Genomic DNA, 21,903 nt, shown 5'->3' on the forward strand with positions numbered 1-21,903 from the left:
GGTGTTGGGGCATGGTTTTGGATTGGGGATGTTCAAGTGCGCCGATGCCGCCTTCTTGATAGGCGGTTATCCAACGTCTCAGGTGGGTTCGTGAGATGCCGTAGTGGTCTGCGGTACGCTGTTGGCTGCGTATATGCAGGTAGTGGAGTACGGCTTGGTATTTGAAGTGTAATGTATATTTGCTCATAAAAAAACTGCACCTTGTGAGTTGGAGGGGATGTCCAACTTTTGGGGTGCAGTTCAGTTTTCAGACGACCTTTTTTAGTAAATTTCCAATAAAAAACATCTTCGCCGTCATTCCCGCGCAGGCGGGAATCTAGACCTGTCCGCACAGGAACTTATCGGGTAAAACGGTTTCTTCAACTTTACGTTCTGGATTCCCGCCTGCGCGGGAATGACGGTTCAGGTATTTCTATATCGAATCCGCTATATTTTTACCTCAACCTTACTATCAAGCCGCGTTGTCGAAGCCGCTGTGGCGCAGCAGTGCGTCTATACTCGGTTCGCGTCCGCGGAAGGCTTTGAAGGATTCCGCCGCGCTGCGGGAGCCGCCGACGGCGAGGATTTCCTGCCAGAAGCGTTTGCCTGTGGCGGCGACGTCGTCGCTTTCTTCAAAGGCGGCGTAGGCGTCGGCGCTGAGGACTTCCGCCCATGCGTAGCTGTAATAGCCTGCGGAATAGCCGCCGGCGAAGATGTGGCCGAAGCTGTTGGCGAAGCGGTTGTATTCGGGCGGTTGGATGACGGCGACTTCTTTGCGCACGCTGTCTAAAACCTGCGGCCAGTTTTTCAGACGACCTTCGTCGTCTTCGCTGTAAATGGTCATGTCGAAGAGGGCGAACTCCATCTGGCGGACGAGGAACATGCCGCGTTGGAAGTTTTTGGCGGCAAGCATTTTGTCGAAGAGTTCTTTCGGCAGGGGCTCGCCGGTTTCTTCGTGGGCGGACATTTGTGCCAAGACGTCGTATTCCCAGACGAAGTTTTCCATAAACTGGCTGGGCAGCTCGACTGCGTCCCATTCGACGCCGTTGATGCCGGATACGCCCAGTTCGTCTACTTGGGTGAGCAGGTGGTGCAGGCCGTGGCCGGTTTCGTGGAAGAGGGTGAGGATTTCGTCATGGGAGAGGCGGGCTTCTTTGCCGCCTACGGGCGGGGTGAAGTTGCAGACGAGGTAGGCGGTGGGCAGTTGCAGCGTGCCGTCGGCGAAGCGGCGGCGGCCTTTGTAGTCGTTCATCCACGCGCCGCCGCGTTTGCCTTCGCGGGCGTAGAGGTCCATATAGACGCCGCCTATGGTTTTGCCGTTTTGCTCCAGCTCGAAGTAGCGCACGTCTTTGTGCCAGACGGGAACGGTTTTTTCGGCGAATCCGATGCCGTAGAGTTTTTTGATTTGGGCGAACAGGCCTGCCAGGACTTTGCTGACGGGGAAGTATTTTTTGACTTCGGTTTCGCTGAATGCGTATTTGGCTTCGCGCAGTTTTTCGCTGGCGTAGCTCAAGTCCCACGGCTGCGGGTCGGCGAGGTTCAGGCGATCGCGGGCGAAGGCTTTGACTTCGGCGAGGTCTTTTTCGGCATAGGGTTTGGCGCGGCGGGCGAGGTCGTGCAGGAAGGTGAGGACTTGTTCGGGTGTGTCCGCCATTTTGGTTGCCAGCGACAGCTCGGCGTAGTTTTTGAAGCCGAGCAGTTTGGCGGTTTGCAGGGCGTTTTCGAGCGTGCGGTCGATGTTGGCGGTGTTGTCGAATTTGCCGTCGTCTGAAAGTTCGCTGGCGCGGGTAACGTAGGCGCGGTAGATTTGTTCGCGCAGCTCACGGTTGTCGGCGTATTGGATGACGGCGAGGTAGTGCGGAATCTGCAAACCGATTTTGTAGCCTGTTTTGCCTTCGCTTTGCGCGGCGGCGGCAAACATGGCGAGCGAGTCTTCGGGAATGCCGGCAAGCGGTGCGGCGTCGTCAAAGTAGAGGGCGAAGGCGTCGGTCGCGTCTAGGACGTTTTGCGAGAATTTGGCGGAGAGTTGCGCGCCTTCGGTTTGCAGTTTCGCCAGTTCTGCCTGCTGTTCGGGCGGCAATTCCGCGCCGCTGAGGACGAAATCGCGCAGGTCGTGGTTGAGCTTGGTTTTTTGTGCAGGGGAGAGGGTGGCGAATTCGGGGGAATTTTTGATGGTTTTGAAGCGGTTGTACAGCTCGATGTCTTGTCCGATTTCGGTGAAGAAGATGGTGATTTCGGGCATCAGTTCGTTATAGACGGCACGCAGTTCGGGTGTGTCGACCACAGAGTTGAGGTGCGACACGACGCCCCAAATCCTGCCGACGCGTTCGGTAATGTCGGTCAGACGCTCGACGGTGTTTGCCCAGTCGGTGTGCGTTTGGGCTTTGACTTCGGCAATCTGCGCGCGCGCTTCGGCGATGGCGGTTTGCAGGGCAGGTTTGATGTCGGCGGTTTGGATGGCGTCGAAACGGGGTTCTTCGCCCAAATGGAGCAGTACGTTGTCGGTCATGGATGGGATTCCTTTGTGTGGGTGGCGGGTTCGGACGGAGGTCGTCTGAAAAATGGCTGCCGCCTGAGTCAATGGGAAAATGGGGATAATGTGTGTCTGGGTTTTAGGTTTGCCGTTCGGGCGAACCGATTGTGTTTTCAGACGACCTGTTTGGATTCGGGGTCGTCTGAAAACGATGGGGCAAACGATAGGGGAGATATAGTGCCATCGCGTCAGGCTTAAAGCGTCTTTCCCTGTTTTTACGCTATTCTGCGCCGCGCGGGTTGGATTTGAGCGGGGCGGCGAGGTCGAGGCTCATCGGTGTACCGGCGGGGGCGAACACGGCTTGTGCGATATTGGTTTGCAACGAATCGGCAAACGCGCCGCGGTAGATTTTCGCGCCTTGGTGGGTCAGGTTGGATTGTACGTCGACATAAACTTCGCCGCCGACTTGCTGCCACAGGCGGCAGAACGTGTAGTCTTCGGAAAGGTAGCGTTTGCTTTCGGGATCGACCATGCAGTCGAAGAAGCGGTAGTGCAGCCCTTTGTCTTCGCGTTTGTAGTCACTGTCAGAGATGTAGTTCAGCTCGGGGTAGGCTACCATCATTTTTTCGAACACGCTGCGTTTGATGACCATGAATCCGGTCGGCGCGTCATCGACTTTCATAAAGCCTTCTTCATCGACGCGCAGGACGATTTCGCCGTTTTCGTTTTTATCGCCTGTGTTGACGGTGTAGGCGGTGTACATCCGCTCGAAATCTGCTTGGGTCGTGCCGGCGGGAACGCCTTCGTCAGGCCAGTTTTCGCGTTTCAGCGGATAAATGCCGGCAACGACGTCTTTATCTGCCAAAAGCAGGCGGTAGAACGCTTCGGCGGAAAAACCGATGTCGGAGTCTATCCAGAAGAGGTGCGTCCATTCTTGGTTTTCCAAGAAGGTCGCCACGCAATTATTGCGCGCGCGGGTAATCAGGCTCTCGCCGCGCTGCATCATCACTTGCAGCGGCCAGCCGTTTTGCGCGCTGGTGTGGACGATGTTGAGCAGCGAAAGGACGTAATTGTGGAAATATTTCCCGTCGTGGCTAGGGGTCATGATGACGGGGTACATTTGCGTAAGGGCGGATTCGGGCAACATAGTATTTTCCTGATTATTAATAGATTATGGGGTTAAGCTTGAGGGTTTAGCAGGCGGTATTGTACGCGCAAAAACTCATCCAACACCGCCTGCTGGATTTCTAAACGCTTCGCCACGGGCGAGGCATAGCGCACGATGATAAGGTACACCTTGTCGTCATGCGGCACGCGGGTTACGCGCGGCTGGGCGGCAGGGGTAATGAACAGCTTCTCCGCCTGCACGTTTTCCAAATGCCGCTGGATGGCGGGCACATAAGGTTGGCACAAAGGCTCCAATACGGCTTTCAGACGACCTACAATCACATCCGAATCCAAATGAATCGGCACGGGAATTTCCACTGTATGAATCACATAATCGCCCAAAATATTGTCGCGGCGGACGGAATGGTTCAAAAGCAGGCTGTTGGGAAACGAAAGCGTTTTACCCGAAAGCTGCCCGACCAGCGGGTTCGGGCCGATCTGCATCATCAACGTGTTCAAAAGATTAATATCGACCACACGCCCGCGCAGGCCGTTGACCTCGATATAGTCGCCGACCGAATATTGTTTCGTTACCGAGCGCAAGATGCTGCCCGACAAACACATAATCAGTTCCTTCGTCGCCACCACAATCGCCGCCGCTACGGCAAACATCGACAGCGCCAGCGTCTGGATTTGAGTCGCCCAAATTACCGCCAGCCCGAAAATCGTTAAAATCAGCGTCAGATTGCGGCTGAGTACCAAGGAGCGGCGTTTTTCCTCGATGCTGTAATGCGGGTGGCGGCGCAGATACAGGTTCAGCAAAACTCCCCGCAAAACCAGCAGCGCCATGACCATCAGCACCGATTCCACCACTTCCTCGCGTACCGGCAGAGTATGCAGCCATTGCCGTACTGTGTCCCACATAGTGTAAAAATCCTATATTTATCTTGATATTGTTTTCAGACGACCTATACACATCATCGGCACGGACTGCCGGGCCGCCTAAGAAATGACATTATAAATGATAACGAATGGGGAGGTCGTCTGAAACATCCGCAAGAGTCATAACATCGAAATGGCGCGTTCAGACGACCTTTAAAGCCTATAATGATATACCGTAACACTATGTTAATAAAGAAGAAATTGTTTACTGAACTGCCAAAAAAGGATAACATAGAGACCGTAACCTAAAGGGTTTGAATTAACCATCGATAACGAGGAATCAAAATGACTTGCAAAATCCACGATCATCACGACCATACCCATGGCGCCGGTTGCGGCCATACCGCCATCAAACACGGCGACCACACCGACTATCTGCACGACGGTCATCTGCACCACGAACACAACGGCCATTACGACGAACACAGCTTAAGCGTCAATGAAACCAATCCCGACGGCTGCCATCCCGTCGATACCTGCAAAGGCCACGTTCACGGCGAAGGTTGCGGCCATGAAGCCGTACCGCACGGCGATCACACCGACTACATCGTCAACGGCCGCCTGCACCACCAACACGGCGACCACTGCGACGATCACGGTCCGGTTGAGATTGTGAAGTAAGCGGTTTTTAGAGCTTAGGTATAAAAAGGTCGTCTGAAATACATTTGGGTTTTCAGACGACCTTTTTACGCTGTGTATAACAAAAAACCTGCCCGAATCGTCGGGCAGGTTTGCTTATGGCTGAACCGAGTCGGATTAGTTTTTGTCCAGGTCGACTAGTTTGTTTTTGGCAATCCAAGGCATCATGGAACGCAGTTGCGCGCCAACTTTTTCGATTTGGTGGTCGGCAGTCAGGCGGCGGCGGGCGGTCATGCTGGCGTAGTTGACGGCGCCTTCTTGGATGAACATTTTAGCGTATTCGCCGGTTTGGATGCGTTTGAGGGCGTTGCGCATGGCTTCGCGGGATTTGTCGTTGATGACTTCCACGCCGGTAACGTATTCGCCGTACTCCGCGTTGTTGGAAATGGAGTAGTTCATGTTGGCGATGCCGCCTTCGTAAATCAGGTCAACGATGAGCTTCATTTCGTGCAGGCATTCGAAGTATGCCATTTCGGGCGCGTAGCCTGCTTCGGTCAGGGTTTCGAAGCCGGTTTTGATCAGTTCGACCACGCCGCCGCACAATACGGCTTGTTCGCCAAAGAGGTCGGTTTCGGTTTCTTCGCGGAAGTTGGTTTCAATCACGCCGCCTTTGGTGCCGCCGTTGGCTGCGGCGTAAGACAGGGCGATGTCGCGGGCTCTGCCGCTTTTATCTTGGTAAACGGCGATCAGGGAAGGCACGCCGCCGCCTTTCAGAAATTCGCTGCGTACGGTGTGGCCGGGGCCTTTGGGGGCAACCATAATCACGTCCAAATCGGCACGCGGCACGATTTGGTTGTAGTGGACGTTGAAGCCGTGTGCGAAAGCGAGTACCGCACCTTGTTTCAGGTTAGGCTCGATTTCGTTTTTGTATACGATGGGTTGGTTTTCGTCGGGCAGCAGAATCATCACTACGTCTGCTTTTTTGGTGGCATCGGCTACGGACAATACTTCGAAGCCGGCTGCTTCTGCTTTTTTCCAAGAGCCGCCTTGGCGCAGGCCGACTACTACGTTTACGCCTGAATCTTTCAGGTTGGCGGCGTGGGCGTGGCCTTGTGAGCCGTAGCCGATGATGGCGACGGTTTTGCCTTTGATCAGGGACAGGTCGGCGTCTTTATCGTAATAAACTTGCATTTGATTTCCTTTGGGTAAAATGGATTCCGGCTTTGTGTTGAGGATGCCGGACGGTTGGATTGAGGGTAAAGGGTTAAACGGAGAGTTCTTCCATCAAAACGATTTCGAGCGCATCGGTTTTGCCGTCGATGGCTTTGACGAAACCTTGGAAATGTTCGCTGGCGTTGTGCGCGTCGATGGCGGCTTGGGATTTCCAGTTTTCGACGAAGACGAAACGCTCGGGTTTGCCGATTTCCTGATGCAAATCGTAGCTGATGTTGCCTTCTTCCGCGCGGCTGGATTTGACCAGGCTTTGGAACAAGGGTTTCAGCGTTTCCGTGTATTCGGGTTTGACGGTAACCAGCGCGACGATTTTAATGTTTGACATCAATCTCTCCTGCCGTTTCTGTTTTCAGACGACCTATCGGGTCGTCTGAAAACCTGACGGTGTTAAATTTTCAAAATACGCTCGCCGCGGCCGATACCGGCTGCGCCTGTGCGTACGGTTTCCAAAATCTGGGCGCGTCCGACGGTTTCGAGGAAGGAGTCGAGTTTGTCGGTCGAGCCTGTGATTTCGATGGTGTAGCTGCGGTCGGTTACGTCGATGATGCTGCCACGGTAGATTTCGGTCAGGCGTAAAAATTCATCGCGGTCTTTGCCGACGGCACGGACTTTTACCAACATCAGTTCGCGTTCGACAAAACGGCTTTCGTTCAAATCGACCACTTTGACGACCTCAATCAATTTATTGAGTTGCTTGGTGATTTGTTCGATGACTTGCTCGTCGCCGTGGGTAACGATGGTCATGCGCGAAAGGGTTTTGTCTTCGGTCGGGGCTACTGCCAAGGAGTCGATGTTGTAGTCGCGAGCGGAGAAAAGGCCGACCACGCGGCTCATCGCGCCTGATTCGTTTTCCATCAGAACAGATAAGATATGTCGCATTGTCGTTCTCCTTACGCTTTCGGGTTTTCGCGCATGTGCGGCGGCAGGACCATTTCGTCCAAACCTTTGCCGTTGCCGACCATGGGCAGCACGTTTTGTTTCTTATCGGTCAAGAAGTCGATAAATACCAGACGGTCTTTTTGTTTGACCGCTTCCAAAAGCGCGCCTTCAACATCGGATTTTTTGTCCACGCGGATGCCGATGTGCCCGTATGCTTCTGCCAGTTTGACGAAATCGGGCAGGGAATCGAAATAGGTTTCCGATTCGCGGTTGCCGTAATACAGCTCCTGCCATTGGCGAACCATGCCGAGGTAGCCGTTGTTGAGGGTAACGACGTTAATCGGGACATGGTATTGGAAGCAGGTGGACAATTCCTGGATGTTCATCTGAATCGAACCTTCGCCCGTAATACAGAATACGTCTTGGTCGGGAGCGGCGAGTTTCGCGCCCAACGCATACGGCAGGCCTACGCCCATCGTACCCAAGCCGCCGGAATTGAGCCATTGGCGCGGGCGTTCGAACGGATAATATTGCGCCGCGAACATTTGGTGTTGCCCCACGTCCGAAGTGATGATGGCGGAATTGCCGGTAACTTCGGCAAGTTTCTGCACGACATATTGCGGTTTGATGATTTCGCTGTCGTTGTCAAACCACAGGCAGTTGCGCGAACGCCATTCTTCGATGTTTTTCCACCATTTGTCCAAAGAGTCGGCGGCAGGCGCATCCTGTTTGCCCCACAAGGCAATCATTTCGGACAAGACGTTTTTCACGTCGCCGACAATCGGAATATCGACTTTGACGCGTTTGGCGATGCTGGACGGGTCAACATCAATGTGAATGACTTTTTTGGCTTTTTCAAAGAATTTGGACGGAACGGAGACGACACGGTCGTCAAAACGCGCGCCCACTGCCAACACGACATCTGCGTTTTGCATGGCGAGGTTGGCTTCGTAAGTGCCGTGCATACCCAGCATGCCCAAGAATTGGCGGTCACTTGAAGGGTACGCGCCCAGCCCCATCAGTGTGCCGGTACATGGTGCGCCCGTCATGCGGACAAACTTCGTCAGCTCTTCCGAAGCATTGCCCAATACCACGCCGCCGCCGAAATAAACGATCGGACGTTTGGCGGAAGCCAACATTTGGATGGCTTTTTTAATCTGCCCGATATGGCCTTGCACGACAGGTTGGTAAGAGCGGATAAAGATGTCTTCCTGCGGATAGCTGAATTTCGCCATCGCCTGCGTTACATCTTTGGGAATATCGACTACGACCGGGCCGGGTCGGCCGCTGGCGGCGATTTGAAATGCCTTTTTAATGGTCTCGGCAAGCTCGTTGACGTTGGTTACCAAGAAATTGTGTTTGACGCACGGACGGGTAATGCCGACCGTATCCACCTCTTGAAACGCATCCGTACCGATGAGCGAATTGCCGACCTGTCCGCTGATGACCACCATCGGAATCGAATCGCTGTATGCAGTGGCGATGCCTGTCAGCGCATTGGTCACGCCCGGACCGGAAGTAACCAGCGCGACGCCGACTTTGCCGCTGACGCGCGCATACGCATCTGCCGCGTGTACCGCCGCCTGCTCGTGTCGGGTCAGGATGTGCTTGAATTTATTGAGTTGGAAAATAGCGTCGTAGATTTCGATGACTGCGCCGCCCGGATAGCCGAAAACGTACTCTACACCTTCGGCTTTGAGACTTTGCACTATGATTTGTGCACCTGATAATTGCATAATGACCTCTTTTATACGGCTTCAAACCAATAGGGGCAACCCGCCTCGCCACAGCACCTGTAATGCAAGCCCTCCAAGCAGCGGTTTAGGGTACGCGCATTGAAGGAACACGGCGACAGTCAGACTGTCCAATCAATTAGGATGAAACACAGAGTTTATGAATGAAAGAATGCAAACGATAACGCAAACCGCCTGTTCAATCAAGACAAAATCTTTCATCTTTTAACGTTGTTTGAATATTGTGAAGATTGTTTTTTGATTTTTATAGGATAAATATGATTTGGGTTTCTTGTATCTCGTATCTTTGTTCATAAAATTGTTGACATTTTAAATGTAGGATTGAAAGGTGCCTTCTCAGTTTGATTCATAAGAAAAGGTCGTCTGAAAACCCCAATTCAAGGTTTTCAGATGACCTTTCACTTCAAAGCATCAAACCATCAGTTCGAACCAACTTTAATCTTCTGCCACAGATTAACCGACAGTTTCTTCGCATCCGAACTCATTTGCGGCATCACAAAACCGTCTTTCATATCCTGAGCATTCGGGAAGATGGAGCGGGTGTTAACCAATTCGGCAGGCATTTTCTCGCGTGCCGGTTTGCTTGCGGGCGCGAAGGTAACGGCAATGCCGTTTTTCGCAGCCACTTCGGGATCAAGCGTATAGTTGATGTATTTGTGGGCATTGGCGATGTTTTTCGCATCGGCGGGAATCAGCCAAGATTCAATCCAGAAGCCCATACCCTTCGGCGTCAAAACTTCAATGCCGACGTTGTTTTTCACTTCTTCGGAACGGGCTTTCGCCAAGTTCAAGTCGCCGCCGTTACCCGCTGCGAGACAGATGTCGCCGCGCGCCAGTTCGTCAATGATAGACGGGCTGAAACGTTTTACATCAGGACGGATGGCTTTCAGCACTTCCGCCGCCGCTTTCAAATCATCAGGATTTGTGCCTTTGGGGTCTTTACCCAAGTAGTTCAGCAAAATCGGGAACATCTCGCTCGGCGTGTCCCACAAGGCGATACCGCATGATTTCAGCTTGTTGGTGTATTCAGGCTTGAACAGCAAATCCCAACCGTTTTCAGGCAGCTTGCCGCCCAACAGTTCTTTGCCCTTTGCTGTAATTGCCAAAGTGTTGACGCCGGAGAAATAAGGAACGGCATACTGGTTGCCCGGATCGGCAGTTTCCAGCATTTTCAACAATTCGGGATCGATGTTTTTGTAATTGGGAATCAGGTCTTTATTGATTTTTTGATAGGCACCCGCCTCGATTTGACGGGGCAGGAAGGCAATACCGGGAACGACCAAGTCATAGCCGGATTTACCGGTCAGCATTTTGGCTTCGAGGGTTTCGTTGTTTTCGTAAAGGTCGTAGGTCAGCTTCAGCTTATTGGCTTTTTTGAAGTCTTCAACGGTGCTCTCGTCAACGTAGTTCGACCAGTTGTAGATGTTCAAAGTATCGGTGGCGGCTGCTTCGGCATTGGCAGCAGGCGCGCTGCCTGCTTGAGGTTGCTCGGTTTTTTTCTCGCCACCGCCGCAAGCGGCCAGCGATAATGCCGCCAATACGGCTAATACGGATTTTTTCATACGGGCAGATTCCTGATGAAAGATTGTTAACGGAAAATGAACACTCTGCACCCCATCAATACCCCGGCGCAAAGCGGGGCTATTGTAATGGAAGTAAGTGAGAACTCAAAGCAATATCTGACTGATTTTTATTGAAATAAGGCACGATTTCTTAGGCTCGGGAAAACGGCGTTGCACAAGATGTCGTTTTTGGGCAAAATACGGGCGATTTACGCGCGCGAACAGAGAAAATACTTGCATATAGAGGAATCTGTCTTTAAAATTGCGCGTTTACAGAATTTATTTTTTCAGGAGATATTCAATATGGCAAACAGCGCACAAGCCCGCAAACGTGCCCGCCAATCGGTTAAACAACGCGCCCACAACGCCAGCCTGCGTACCGCATTCCGTACCGCAGTGAAAAAAGTGTTGAAAGCAGTTGAAGCCGGCGACAAAGCTGCTGCTCAAGCAGTTTACCAAGAGTCCGTCAAAGTCATCGACCGTATCGCTGACAAAGGCGTATTCCACAAAAACAAAGCAGCCCGCCATAAGAGCCGTCTGTCTGCCAAAGTAAAAGCATTGGCTTAATCTTTTCCGCCCATCGCCTTGGCGTGTTACCGCGTCGGGACAGGCAAGCAGATAACGATGCCCCTGAGGTCTTAACCTTTCAGGGGCATTGCCGTATGTGGTGCAAGTTGATGTAAACTTTTCAGACGACCTGCCGTAAAGCAGGCGCAAGGCGGTAAAATGCGGTTTAATCTGTTTTTCACACGATTAATCCCGATTTTCAGGCAAAAGGTCGTCTGAAAACACCCAATCGGCAATCCCATGAATGAAATGATGAACAAGATGTTGAAACACGATTTGGCGCAAAGCAATGCCCTAAAGAACAAAAAACCGTCATTCTCCAAATGTCGGCGCGCTTTGATGCTTATCCTTATCGGCGGAACAGCCGCTCCTGCCGCCTACGCCGACACGGCTTTGCAATGCACCTCTATTCAAGACAATGCTACCCGTTTGGCGTGTTACGACAGCATTTACTCGGCTCAACTGCCGCCGCAAGCACCGCTGCCCGTCATTCGCGAAGAAACCGCCAAAGCACCGGTCGATTTGCCCAAAACCATCAGCACCAGCCGTGAGAAAAAGGCGGCGACGATTGTGTTTGACGAAAATAAAGAGCAATCCACCCTTTCGGAAGACAATCTACGCACCGCAGCCGATGCCTACACGCCACTGAGCCTGATGTACGATTTGGACAAAAACGACTCGCGCGGCTTGCTAAGCGTGCGCGAGCACAATCCCATGTACCTGATGCCCGCATGGTACAACAGCTCACCCAACCTCCATCCCCATTCCCCTTCACGCGGCACGACCAATCAGGAAAAATTTAGCGAACAGAAACACATAGAAACCAAACTGCAAGTTTCGTTCAAAAGCAAAATCGCCGAAGATTTGTTTAAAACCCGCGCGGATTTGTGGTTCGGCTACACCCAAAAATCCGATTGGCAGATTTACAACCAAGGCAGAAAATCCGCACCGTTCCGCAATACCGATTACGAACCCGAAATCTTCCTGACCCAGCCCGTGAAGGCAGATTTGCCGTTCGGCGGCAAACTGCGGATGGTCGGCGCAGGCTTCGTCCACCAATCCAACGGACAAAGCCGCCCCGAATCCCGCTCATGGAACCGCGTTTACGCATTGGCGGGGATGGAATGGGGCAAACTGACCGTCATCCCGCGCGTGTGGATGCGCGCCTTTGATCAGACCGGTGAAAACAACGACAATCCCGACATTACCGACTATATGGGTTATGGCGATTTGAAGCTGCAATACCGTCTGAACGACAAACAAAATATTTCGTCCCTTCTGCGCTACAATCCCAAAACCGGACACGGCGCGGTTGAAGCCGCCTATACTTTCCCGATTAAAGGCAAACTCAAAGGCGTCGTGCGCGGCTTTCACGGCTACGGCGAAAGCTTGATTGATTACAACCACAAACAAAACGGCATCGGCATCGGCCTGATGTTCAACGACTGGGACGGAATTTGACGCCCAACCCCGTTTTCAGACGACCTTTTACATCATGTTGCACGCAGGTCGTCTGAAAGCAAAACAAACACCCTTCCCATATTAAAAACACTCGTTTCCTATCGCCCAAACGCGTATAATGCAACGTTTGGGCGATATTTGTCGGAATGACACAGAAGATGACAGAACAAACGGCCGAAGGCGGAAAAGTTGCCAAGGCATTAAAAAAATATCTGATTACAGGCATGCTGGTATGGCTGCCGATAGCCGTAACCATTTGGGCGGTCAGCTATATCATATCAGCCGCCGACCGGCTGATCAGCCTGCTGCCCGAGCAATGGCAGCCACAATATTTCTGGGGATTCAATATTCCCGGCCTGGGCATTATTGCCGCCATCGTCGTCTTATTTCTGACCGGCGTGTTCGCCGCCAACGTTTTGGGGCGTCAAATCCTCGCCGCATGGGACAGCCTGTTGGGACGGATTCCCGTCGTCAAGTCCATCTATTCCAGCGTCAAAAAAGTATCCGAGTCCCTGCTCTCCGACAGCAGCCGCTCGTTCAGAACGCCCGTGCTGGTTCCGTTCCCTCAACCCAATATTTGGACGATTGCCTTTGTTTCAGGGCATATTCCCGACAAACTCAAAGGCAGCCTGCCGCACGATGACGACTATCTTTCCGTCTATGTGCCGACCACGCCCAACCCGACCGGCGGCTATTACATCATGGTGAAAAAAAGCGACGTGCGCGAACTCGATATGAGCGTGGACGAAGCATTGAAATATGTGATTTCGTTGGGCATGGTGATGCCGGATGACTTGCCGCTCAAAGCCCAAGCCGAAATACGATGTTTAGAAAAATAAACTAGAGATGGCAAACACATGACACATGGTCCTTTTGGCCTTGATTCATGGCTATTTACATTGTCATTATTGTTTTTAGCTGTTGTATAGTGAATTAACTTTAAACCAGTACGGCGTTGCCTCGCCTTGCCGTACTATCTGTACTGTCTGCGGTTTCGTCGTCTTGTCCTGATTTAAATTTAACCCACTATACTTTGGCGTTGGGAAAATCGTGATGACTGAAATTTTCAGACGAGCTGAACGCATAAACCAACAGCCTGAAAGTTTATTCAACCTCAAAATATAAACATGAAATATTTATCTGCTTTACTGCTTGCCTTGTTTCTGCCCAATCTAGCCGTCTCCGCACCTGTAACCAACAGTAAAGGCGAAGAGGTATTCCTATTTGATTGGTACAAACAACCCGCTTTCAAAAAGCTTTGGCACGAACAAGTCGGCAAACATGCACCCAAAGCCCCTATGCACAATTGGGTGCGTAAAATGGCAGGTCCGATGCCGCCGCTGGAAAGTGTGAAAATCGGCGGCAAGACCTACTACTACACCACCATGTGCCAACCGCATAACTGCGGAGGCAACAACATGTATATTCTGACTGACAAACAACATATCGCTGCTTATCATGTTGTTTATAAAAATGATGACTCCTTTTCTGCAGACAATCCGGATCAAATCTACATTTACGGTAAACCCACGGAGGCAGAATTAAATTTTCTGAAGGCAGAATGGCGTAAAGAACAAAACAATTAAGGTGTCTTTTTTCAGACGACCTTTTCCTTCTTTTCAAATTGAACAATATAAAAAGGTGATTTTATGCGTACCAACTATTGCGGCCTAATCAGCGAGCAATACTTAGACCAAACCGTAACCGTCAAAGGCTGGGTGCACCGCCGGCGCGACCACGGCGGTGTGATTTTTATCGACTTGCGCGACCGCGAAGGCATCGTCCAAGTCGTAATTGACCCCGATACGCCCGAAGCGTTTGCCACTGCCGATTCCGCCCGCAACGAATACGTTTTGAGCATTACCGGCCGCGTGCGCAACCGTCCCGAAGGCACGACCAACGACAAAATGATTTCCGGCAAAATCGAAATCCTTGCCAAAGAAATCGAAGTCTTGAACGCTGCCGCTACGCCGCCGTTCCAAATTGACGACGAAAACATCAGCGAAAACGTGCGCCTGACCAACCGCGTTATCGACCTGCGCCGTCCGGTGATGCAGCGCAACCTGCGCCTGCGTTATCAAGTCGCTATGGGCGTTCGCCGTTATCTGGACGCACAAGGCTTCATCGACATCGAAACCCCGATGCTGACCCGCTCCACGCCTGAAGGCGCACGCGACTACCTCGTGCCGAGCCGCGTTCATCCTGGCGAGTTTTTTGCTTTACCGCAATCGCCGCAATTGTTCAAACAACTGTTGATGGTGGCGGGTTTCGACCGTTATTACCAAATCACCAAGTGCTTCCGTGACGAAGACCTGCGCGCTGACCGCCAGCCTGAATTCACCCAAATCGACTTGGAAACCTCGTTCTTGAACGAGGATGAAATCATGGACATCACCGAAGGTATGGCAAAACAAGTCTTCCAAGACGCGCTGGGCGTGGACTTGGGCGATTTCCCGCGTATGCCTTACGCCGAAGCCATGTTCTACTACGGCTCTGACAAACCCGATATGCGCATCAGCCTGAAATTTACCGAGCTGACTGACTTGATGAAGACCGAAGAATTCAAAGTCTTCCGTGGCGCAGCCGACATGAAAGGCGGCCGCGTGGTTGCCCTGCGCGTACCGAACGGCGCGAAATTCAGCCGCAAAGAAATCGACGAATACACCAAATTTGTCGGCATCTACGGCGCAAAAGGTTTAGCGTACATCAAAGTGAACGACGTCAGCAACCTCTCCAACGGCGAAGACAGCGGCCTGCAATCTCCAATCGTGAAATTCCTGTCCGAAAACGCCCTGAAAGAAATCATTGCCCGTACCGGAGCACAAAACGGCGACATCATCTTCTTCGGCGCAGACAAAGCCAAAGTCGTGAACGAAGCCATCGGCGCGTTGCGTATCAAAGTCGGTTTGGAACACGGCAAAGACAACGGCTACTTCGTGGACGAATGGAAACCTTTGTGGGTCGTCGATTTCCCGATGTTCGAATACGACGAAGACGCCGACCGCTACGTTGCCGTACACCATCCGTTTACCGCGCCTAAAGAAGGTCACGAAGACCTGATGGTTTCCGACCCGGCAAACTGCCTGGCACGCGCCTACGATATGGTGTTGAACGGCTGGGAAATCGGCGGCGGTTCTATCCGTATCCACCGTGCCAACGTACAGGAAAAAGTGTTCGCCGCGCTGAAAATCAGCCCTGAAGAGCAACAGGAAAAATTCGGCTTCCTCTTGGACAACCTGAAATTCGGCGCACCTCCGCACGGCGGTTTGGCATTCGGCCTCGACCGTCTGGTAACACTAATGACCGGCGCTGAATCTATCCGCGACGTGATTGCCTTCCCGAAAACCCAACGCGCCCAATGTCTGCTGACCAATGCGCCGAATGTGGTGGACGACAAACAGCTGCGCGAATTGAGCTTGCGCCTGCGTCAAAAAGCGACCGAAAATAAAGAAGCGTAATTTTTAAAAGCAGGTTAGCAACACCTGACAGTCAAAAGGTCGTCTGAAACCTAATTACACAGGTTTCAGACGACCTTTTTCATTGTTGGTAGCAAAGTATTGCGGAAAAGAGCTTTTTAGTTCGGATTTGCTGCATGGTTCATGCTTTGGGGAGTTTTATCTGTTTGATTTGTATGTATTCGAAAGCCGTTGCTGATTTTTGTAAGCAGGGAAAAAAGGGGAGTGCATCGTGGTAAAAGAGGTTGTCTGATATTGAATCTAGGATTGTTATTATTCTTATGATTATGCGCTATTTGCAGGAAGGACTTATATAAATAGGACGTTTTGCATCATGTAATATTTATTACAGTTAATATTTTTTAACAAATCCAATGTTAAGGTTGTTTATTTTTTTTGTTATTTTGATTTTTAATACTTGTATAACTTCGTAAAATATAAGAAAATTTCGCCATATCGCGTTTGTTTTTGAGTTTTTATGTTATTTGTTTAGCGGAGACTGTTAAGTAATAAATCCAAAGGGATGAAGTTGGAATGTAATATTATGAAAAATAATTTTAGAGGTGAATAATGTTGTTATTTACAATACTTGCGGTGTTGGTTCTTGGGATAATGTGCTTCTTGATGATTATCATGAGGATGCATATTAAACGCTTTGCCTATAACGTTACGCAGGATTATCGCTATGACTGTTTGTCCCAGCATTTTGTAGCGCGATTGGAGGGTGGAGTTATAAAACTACCTCAAGAAGTGGATATTAATGATACGGTCTTGGCTGCGGTCAGTGTTGAAACTTCTTTGTTGGGCAAATGGTTGTTGCCCTATATTAAGATTGAAACCCGCAAAGGTATTTGGAAACATTACATCGAATTTGGCGGTAGAGGCGTGAGATATTTGAACTTTAGCGATATGTTTGATGCTGAAAGTCGGGAAATTTCCTTGTGGGGCAGAAGGGTCTTGTTAAAAAATCAGGAAGTCAGACTGACTGTTTATCCGCGTATGTCTTTGGATGATAAAAAAATCCTAGTGCTTGCGCCGCACGCTGACGATGCGGAGTTGGCAGCTTACGGCCTGTATGAAAAATATGCTGCAAATGCGATGGTGGTAACGGTAACGGCAAGCGAAGCGGGGCGTTTCCATTATGAAAACCTTTTCTGCAAACAATGCCCAACGGAAACTAAGGAGCAATATTTGGAAAAGGGGCGGATGCGGGTCTGGAACAGTCTGACCGTTCCGCTTTTGGCAGGGGTATCGTCTGAAAACATTTTGCAGCTCGGTTTTTTTGATACAACGCTGAAAACTTTATACAACCACCCTGAACGTGAAATTCCTTCTGCGAAGCTGGAAACGGCAGATGTGGGTATTTTCCGGAGAGCCAATAAGTCTGTTATATCAGAGGGTTTGCACGGTGGTTCGAATTGGCATGATTTGGTGGACAATATGGCTTACGTCATCGAATCATTCCGTCCTGATGTTATCGTTACGCCTTCGCCGAATATTGATGTCCATACCGATCATCAATGTACTACCATCGCCGCTGTCGAGGCATTGAGAAAGTTGAATTACACCAACGGTTCGCTGTTTTTATATACGGTTCACTATTTGACCGACGATTATCCTTTGGGGAATGTCGGTGCTGCGTTGAGTCTGCCGCCGTTTTTTAGCGAAGAAGACAGTAGCGATATGTTGTATTTCCATTCAATTTATTCCCATCCCGTTGATAAAAAAACGCAAAACCATAAATTGTTGGCATTGGATGCGATGAACGATATTCGTCCGAATGCACGCAATTACATGGATTGGAAATATGTATTACGCAAGGGTTTGAGCCTGCTGTATCACGATATTACTTCTATCCATGTGGATCTGGTCAACCGATTTGTCCGCAGCAATGAATTTTTTTATGTTGTTCCTGTCAGCGATGTCCACAATCAGGAGACGTACCGAAAAATTATTTCTCGGGGCGGGAAGAATCACCTTCATTGATCCGATCTGAAATGTTTTCAGACGACCTTTAAATATACAAAGGTCGTCTGAAAACCTATAATGGCCTGAGATTTCATATATTGCAGCCGTTATGCCGACTTATTTTATTGCTGATTTACACCTGAGTGAAACCCGTCCTGAGTTGACCGAGCTGTTTTTGCGTTTCATGCGCGAAAAAGCACCGTCTGCGAGGGCGGTTTATATTTTGGGCGACCTATTTGATTTTTGGATAGGGGACGACGAACATTCCGAATTGACGGATACTGTTTCCCGTGCCGTCCGTAACGTTGCAGAGGGCGGGGTGGAATGTTTTTTTGTTCACGGAAACCGTGATTTCCTGATTGGTGGGAAGTTCGCAAGGCAAGCGGGCATGGTACTGCTGCCGGAATATTCTGTCGTCGATTTATACGGTACGCCGGCTTTGATTTGCCACGGTGATACTTTGTGTACCGATGATGTGCGTTATCAGAAATTCAGGAAAACAGTTCATCAAAAATGGTTGCAACGGTTGTTTCTCATGTTGCCCCTCAAGCTGCGTTTAAATATTGCGCGTAAAATCCGCCATACCAGTAAGCACGACAAGCAATATAAGGCTGCTGAAATTATGGATGTCAATCCCAAGTTTACCTCTGATACCATCCAAAATTACGGCGTCAGCTTGCTGATTCACGGACATACGCACCGCGAACATATCCACGAAGAGAACGCATATACGCGTATTGTGCTGGGAGATTGGCGTAGCGACTATGCTTCTATATTGGAAGTTGATGAGTACGGATACAGGTTTGTTGAGTTATAGATGTTTGATTTGCAAATGTTGAAAATATAAAAGGTCGTCTGAAAGTTTTCAGACGACCTTTTTAATGACGGAAAATCAAGGTCGGATTATTTCTGGCAGGGTTTAAACTGCCATCCGCTCTTTGCATGTCAGTTTTGCGTCTATCCAATCGTTTCCTCCGGGTAAGACTATTTGGGAAACCAGCGCATCCAAGTCGTGAAGGTAGGCTGAGGCTTTGGGGCTGTTGATGATTACGACGACAATCATCGGCTTGTCGCCCAGCCAGTAGCCTGCCAGTGCCCGCACGTTTTTGAGCGTGCCGGTTTTCAGACGCAGTCGGCTGCCGGGTTGCTTTAGGCGTTTTTTCAATGTTCCGTCCTGTCCGGCAATCGGCAGCGTGTCGATAAATTCTTGTTTAAACGGGCTGAAATAGGCTTTTTCCAGCATTTGCCCCATCATGTGCGCGGTAACGCGCTCGCTTCTCGATAAGCCCGAACCGTTTTCCAAAACCAAGTTTTCCGTATCTACCCCTGCAGTCGCCAATTCCAGGGAAACCGCTTCCGCTGCTTTTCTGCGTGCGGTTTCGCTGTCGCCGTTGCCGCCAAGTTTTAAGAATACGGACCGTGCAATCAGGTTGTTGGAATGTTTATTCATATCGGTCAGTATGTCTGACAACGGTTTTGAGCGCGAAACTGCCAGCGTTTTTGCGTTACTCGGTGCAGGAGCGGTTTTGAGGTCGTCTGAAATCGTACCGCCGAGTGCGCGCCATTGATTTACAAAGCTTTTGTGTGCAAATTCTACGGAGGAGAGCATATTGATATGCATTTCTTTGCCTAAACAACTCTCCGGAACCTTACCGCCGATATGTAGCTTCCCATCGGAATAGTTGGCACGCATATGATTTTGCAATGCGCCGCATTTCAAAGCGTTTGACAGTACGGTTTTGTTTTCAATAGGAATATCGGGTAAGGGTGGCGAGGTCTCGACGGTAATGCCGCCTGCACCATCTGACTCCGGTCTGAGCCAGACAACCTTGTAAGCCAGCATATTTGGATCGGGGGCGGTCATAAACGGTGAACCTGCGTCGGATTCGAAATCCGGCGGGTTGCCGACGGTACCCCAGAGATGGCGGTCGAGTACTAGGCTACCTTTAATATGCCTGATACCTTTGTTTTGCAGTTGTTGCAGGGCATCCTTCAGTCCGTCTTGGTCAAACACAGGATCGCCACTGCCTACCCAATAAATATCGCCTTCCAACGAATCGCCTTCAATATGTCCGTTGGTTTTAAATTCCGTTTTCCAGCGGTAATCCTTACCCAAAGCTTCAAAGGCGGAAAATGCTGTTAGCAGCTTCATTGTCGATGCCGGGTTGACTGAAGCATCTGCTCTGTGTGATTCGATAACTTTGCCGCTGTCCAATTCTTGAGCGTAAACGGCGATTTCGTCCGGCGGGATATTGCCGAGATTCAAGGCGTAGGCAGAGAACGGCATTAAACACAAATACCATGCCGCTACCGTTTTTTTCCAATTCATATTGTTGAGACTTCTGAAAATACATAAAGCATAATTATAAGACAAAGTATCATGATGGTAAAAAATAAATCAGATGCATCAATGTCTTGAATATACCTATTTTGGATTCATTACCTTCTAAAACAAAAGCTATCTAATGCATCAGCCGGTATTTTTTGAATTTATATAAATAAACAGAATCTTTACCTATTTTAAAAGATAAGTTAGATAAATGGAGGTGTAAGGATAGTTGTATTGAATATTGCATAAAACGGTAAATAGGTCTCTAAAATACGATATTTTTCAATTTCAAATATATATATCGGGTATTTTTTGGGATATAATATTAAAAATTAAAATCTATTAAAAATATATGGTTAAGTTGGTATCAAATAAAATAAATAAGGGATATGTCTTTTTTATCGGTGGTGTCAATTATTTATTGATTTCTTCAGTGATTATTTAAAAAAGTTGTGTTATATTGCGGAGGAATCGTTGAATTATTTTGAGATAGTAGAATCTGGAGGGGAATTATGAAAGATATAGCTAATTTCATCCGCGACGACATCAAATCCATGTCCGCCTACCGAATTGCCGACTTGCCCGAAGGCTTCATCAAGCTGGATGCAATGGAAAGCCCGTATCATCCGTTTGCCCGTTTCCCCGAGCTGTCAAACGAATGGCTGCGGCTGATTGCCCGAGCGCCGATTCATCTTTACCCCAATCCCGCCGCCAGCGGGCTGCAGGAAACTTTAAGAAAAGCCTTCAACATTCCTGAATCTGCCGCCATCGCTTTAGGAAACGGCTCGGACGAGTTAATCCAATTCATGACCCTGCTCGTTGCCCAATCTGGCGCAACCATGCTCGCGGTTGAACCGAGTTTTGTAATGTATCGGCACAATGCCGAGCTGTACGGTATGAATTATGTTGGTGTGCCGCTTAATGAAGATTTCACGCTTGATTTGCCTGCCGTTTTATCCGCCATCGACAAACATCAGCCCGCGTTGATTTTCATCGCCTATCCGAACAATCCGACAGGCGTATGCTTCCGCCGCGAAGAAGTGGAAGCCATTATCCACGCGGCGCGCGGTATCGTCGTTGTCGATGAAGCATACGGTGCATTCAGCCGCGACAGTTTTCTGCCGCAGACAGGCAGCATTGAAAATTTGGTTGTGATGCGCACCATCAGCAAAATCGGTTTTGCCGGACTGCGCATCGGCTATGCGGCAGGAAGCCCCGCCGTAATGGGCGAGCTGGCGAAAATCCTGCCGCCCTACAATATGAACCAATTAAGCTTGGCGACCGCCAAATTCGCCCTGCAACACCACGACGCGATTCAGACGACCATCGATATTTTAAAAGCCGAGCGCGAACGCGTTTTCAACGAATTTTCCGCCATAGGTCGTCTGAAAGCCTTCCCCAGCGAAGCGAATTTCATTACCGTGCGTGTTCCCGATGCGGACGCATTGTTTAACACGCTTAAAGAAAACCGCATCCTAATTAAGAAACTCCACGGCACGCATCCGCTTTTGGCGCAATGCGTCCGCATTACCATCGGCAGTCCCGAGCAAAACGATGCCGTACTGGACATTATCCGCAAGCTTTATGCCTGATTTTTTAAAACCTCACAGAGAGT

Annotated in this window: 19 protein-coding genes and 1 pseudogene; 9 read left to right on the plus strand and 11 right to left on the minus strand. The window is 50.0% G+C overall.

From position 1 onward, the window contains the following. The 4 genes from HMPREF2954_RS04970 to HMPREF2954_RS04985 form a co-directional block, all read right to left on the minus strand. Window positions 1-187: helix-turn-helix domain-containing protein (locus HMPREF2954_RS04970; protein WP_070689032.1), on the minus strand; the 187-nt coding region annotated here is incomplete at its 3' end. 264 nt (window positions 188-451) lie between these two features. Then, a complete protein-coding gene (locus tag HMPREF2954_RS04975; RefSeq protein ID WP_045072331.1) occupies window positions 452-2,488 on the minus strand; it encodes a M3 family metallopeptidase in 2,037 nt (678 codons plus the stop codon). 244 nt (window positions 2,489-2,732) lie between these two features. Continuing rightward, window positions 2,733-3,599, minus strand: a complete 867-nt coding sequence (locus tag HMPREF2954_RS04980) for a hypothetical protein (RefSeq protein WP_045072332.1) — start codon at window positions 3,597-3,599, stop codon at window positions 2,733-2,735. Window positions 3,600-3,631: 32 nt separating this feature from the next. Further along, the gene (locus tag HMPREF2954_RS04985; protein ID WP_003766621.1) at window positions 3,632-4,483 is read right to left on the minus strand and encodes a mechanosensitive ion channel family protein; all 852 of its coding nucleotides are present in this window, start codon (window positions 4,481-4,483) and stop codon (window positions 3,632-3,634) included. A gap of 303 nt (window positions 4,484-4,786) precedes the next feature. On the opposite strand from HMPREF2954_RS04985, the gene HMPREF2954_RS04990 reads away from it, so the two are divergent. Continuing rightward, on the plus strand, window positions 4,787-5,122 hold the full coding sequence (locus tag HMPREF2954_RS04990; protein ID WP_039409615.1) for a hypothetical protein: 336 nt from the start codon (window positions 4,787-4,789) through the stop codon (window positions 5,120-5,122). Window positions 5,123-5,257: 135 nt separating this feature from the next. Here the strand turns inward: HMPREF2954_RS04990 and ilvC are convergent, their stop codons facing one another. The 5 genes from ilvC to HMPREF2954_RS05015 form a co-directional block, all read right to left on the minus strand. After that, a complete protein-coding gene (gene ilvC / locus HMPREF2954_RS04995) occupies window positions 5,258-6,271 on the minus strand; it encodes a ketol-acid reductoisomerase (RefSeq protein ID WP_045072334.1) in 1,014 nt (337 codons plus the stop codon). A gap of 73 nt (window positions 6,272-6,344) precedes the next feature. Then, on the minus strand, window positions 6,345-6,638 hold the full coding sequence (locus tag HMPREF2954_RS05000; RefSeq protein ID WP_045072335.1) for a putative quinol monooxygenase: 294 nt from the start codon (window positions 6,636-6,638) through the stop codon (window positions 6,345-6,347). A 62-nt stretch (window positions 6,639-6,700) separates the two neighbouring features. Then, window positions 6,701-7,192: an acetolactate synthase small subunit gene (ilvN, locus tag HMPREF2954_RS05005; RefSeq protein WP_003766119.1), complete on the minus strand. Its 492-nt coding sequence runs from the start codon at window positions 7,190-7,192 to the stop codon at window positions 6,701-6,703. Between the two features lie 11 nt (window positions 7,193-7,203). Continuing rightward, window positions 7,204-8,928: a biosynthetic-type acetolactate synthase large subunit gene (gene ilvB, locus HMPREF2954_RS05010; protein WP_003779359.1), complete on the minus strand. Its 1,725-nt coding sequence runs from the start codon at window positions 8,926-8,928 to the stop codon at window positions 7,204-7,206. A gap of 437 nt (window positions 8,929-9,365) precedes the next feature. Beyond that, window positions 9,366-10,508 carry an extracellular solute-binding protein gene (locus HMPREF2954_RS05015; protein ID WP_003769278.1) on the minus strand — a complete coding sequence of 381 codons (1,143 nt, stop codon included), beginning with the start codon at window positions 10,506-10,508 and terminating at the stop codon, window positions 9,366-9,368. A gap of 303 nt (window positions 10,509-10,811) precedes the next feature. Here HMPREF2954_RS05015 and rpsT point away from each other — a divergent pair, with 303 nt between their 5' ends. From rpsT to HMPREF2954_RS05030, 3 genes are all read left to right on the plus strand, one after another. After that, on the plus strand, window positions 10,812-11,075 hold the full coding sequence (rpsT, locus tag HMPREF2954_RS05020; protein ID WP_002212556.1) for a 30S ribosomal protein S20: 264 nt from the start codon (window positions 10,812-10,814) through the stop codon (window positions 11,073-11,075). A gap of 240 nt (window positions 11,076-11,315) precedes the next feature. Beyond that, entirely contained in the window at window positions 11,316-12,536 is a 1,221-nt protein-coding gene (locus HMPREF2954_RS05025; protein WP_045072336.1) for a phospholipase A, read from the plus strand. Between the two features lie 158 nt (window positions 12,537-12,694). Continuing rightward, entirely contained in the window at window positions 12,695-13,375 is a 681-nt protein-coding gene (locus HMPREF2954_RS05030; protein ID WP_045072337.1) for a DUF502 domain-containing protein, read from the plus strand. An 84-nt stretch (window positions 13,376-13,459) separates the two neighbouring features. Here the strand turns inward: HMPREF2954_RS05030 and HMPREF2954_RS12905 are convergent. Beyond that, window positions 13,460-13,570, minus strand: a pseudogene (locus HMPREF2954_RS12905) (IS5/IS1182 family transposase); the annotation flags it as partial. Between the two features lie 93 nt (window positions 13,571-13,663). Here HMPREF2954_RS12905 and HMPREF2954_RS05035 point away from each other — a divergent pair. The 4 genes from HMPREF2954_RS05035 to lpxH all read left to right on the plus strand — a co-directional run bounded on the left by HMPREF2954_RS05035 (window position 13,664) and on the right by lpxH (window position 18,776). Continuing rightward, window positions 13,664-14,122 (plus strand): Ivy family c-type lysozyme inhibitor, encoded by a 459-nt coding sequence (locus tag HMPREF2954_RS05035; RefSeq protein WP_045074076.1) that lies wholly within the window; start codon window positions 13,664-13,666, stop codon window positions 14,120-14,122. Between the two features lie 63 nt (window positions 14,123-14,185). Next, a complete protein-coding gene (aspS, locus tag HMPREF2954_RS05040) occupies window positions 14,186-15,994 on the plus strand; it encodes an aspartate--tRNA ligase (RefSeq protein WP_045074079.1) in 1,809 nt (602 codons plus the stop codon). A 567-nt stretch (window positions 15,995-16,561) separates the two neighbouring features. Continuing rightward, window positions 16,562-17,977, plus strand: a complete 1,416-nt coding sequence (locus tag HMPREF2954_RS05045) for a PIG-L deacetylase family protein (RefSeq protein WP_045074081.1) — start codon at window positions 16,562-16,564, stop codon at window positions 17,975-17,977. Window positions 17,978-18,068: 91 nt separating this feature from the next. Then, window positions 18,069-18,776 (plus strand): UDP-2,3-diacylglucosamine diphosphatase, encoded by a 708-nt coding sequence (lpxH, locus tag HMPREF2954_RS05050; protein ID WP_039409522.1) that lies wholly within the window; start codon window positions 18,069-18,071, stop codon window positions 18,774-18,776. Window positions 18,777-18,878: 102 nt separating this feature from the next. Here lpxH and dacB read toward each other — a convergent pair whose 3' ends face one another. Beyond that, window positions 18,879-20,288: a D-alanyl-D-alanine carboxypeptidase/D-alanyl-D-alanine endopeptidase gene (gene dacB, locus HMPREF2954_RS05055; RefSeq protein ID WP_045074083.1), complete on the minus strand. Its 1,410-nt coding sequence runs from the start codon at window positions 20,286-20,288 to the stop codon at window positions 18,879-18,881. 512 nt (window positions 20,289-20,800) lie between these two features. On the opposite strand from dacB, the gene hisC reads away from it, so the two are divergent. Beyond that, window positions 20,801-21,880 (plus strand): histidinol-phosphate transaminase, encoded by a 1,080-nt coding sequence (gene hisC / locus HMPREF2954_RS05060; protein ID WP_045074085.1) that lies wholly within the window; start codon window positions 20,801-20,803, stop codon window positions 21,878-21,880. The last annotated feature ends 23 nt before the right edge of the window (window positions 21,881-21,903 follow it).

The organism is Neisseria sp. HMSC067H09, from assembly GCF_001814135.1.
In the GTDB taxonomy this organism is placed as follows: domain Bacteria; phylum Pseudomonadota; class Gammaproteobacteria; order Burkholderiales; family Neisseriaceae; genus Neisseria.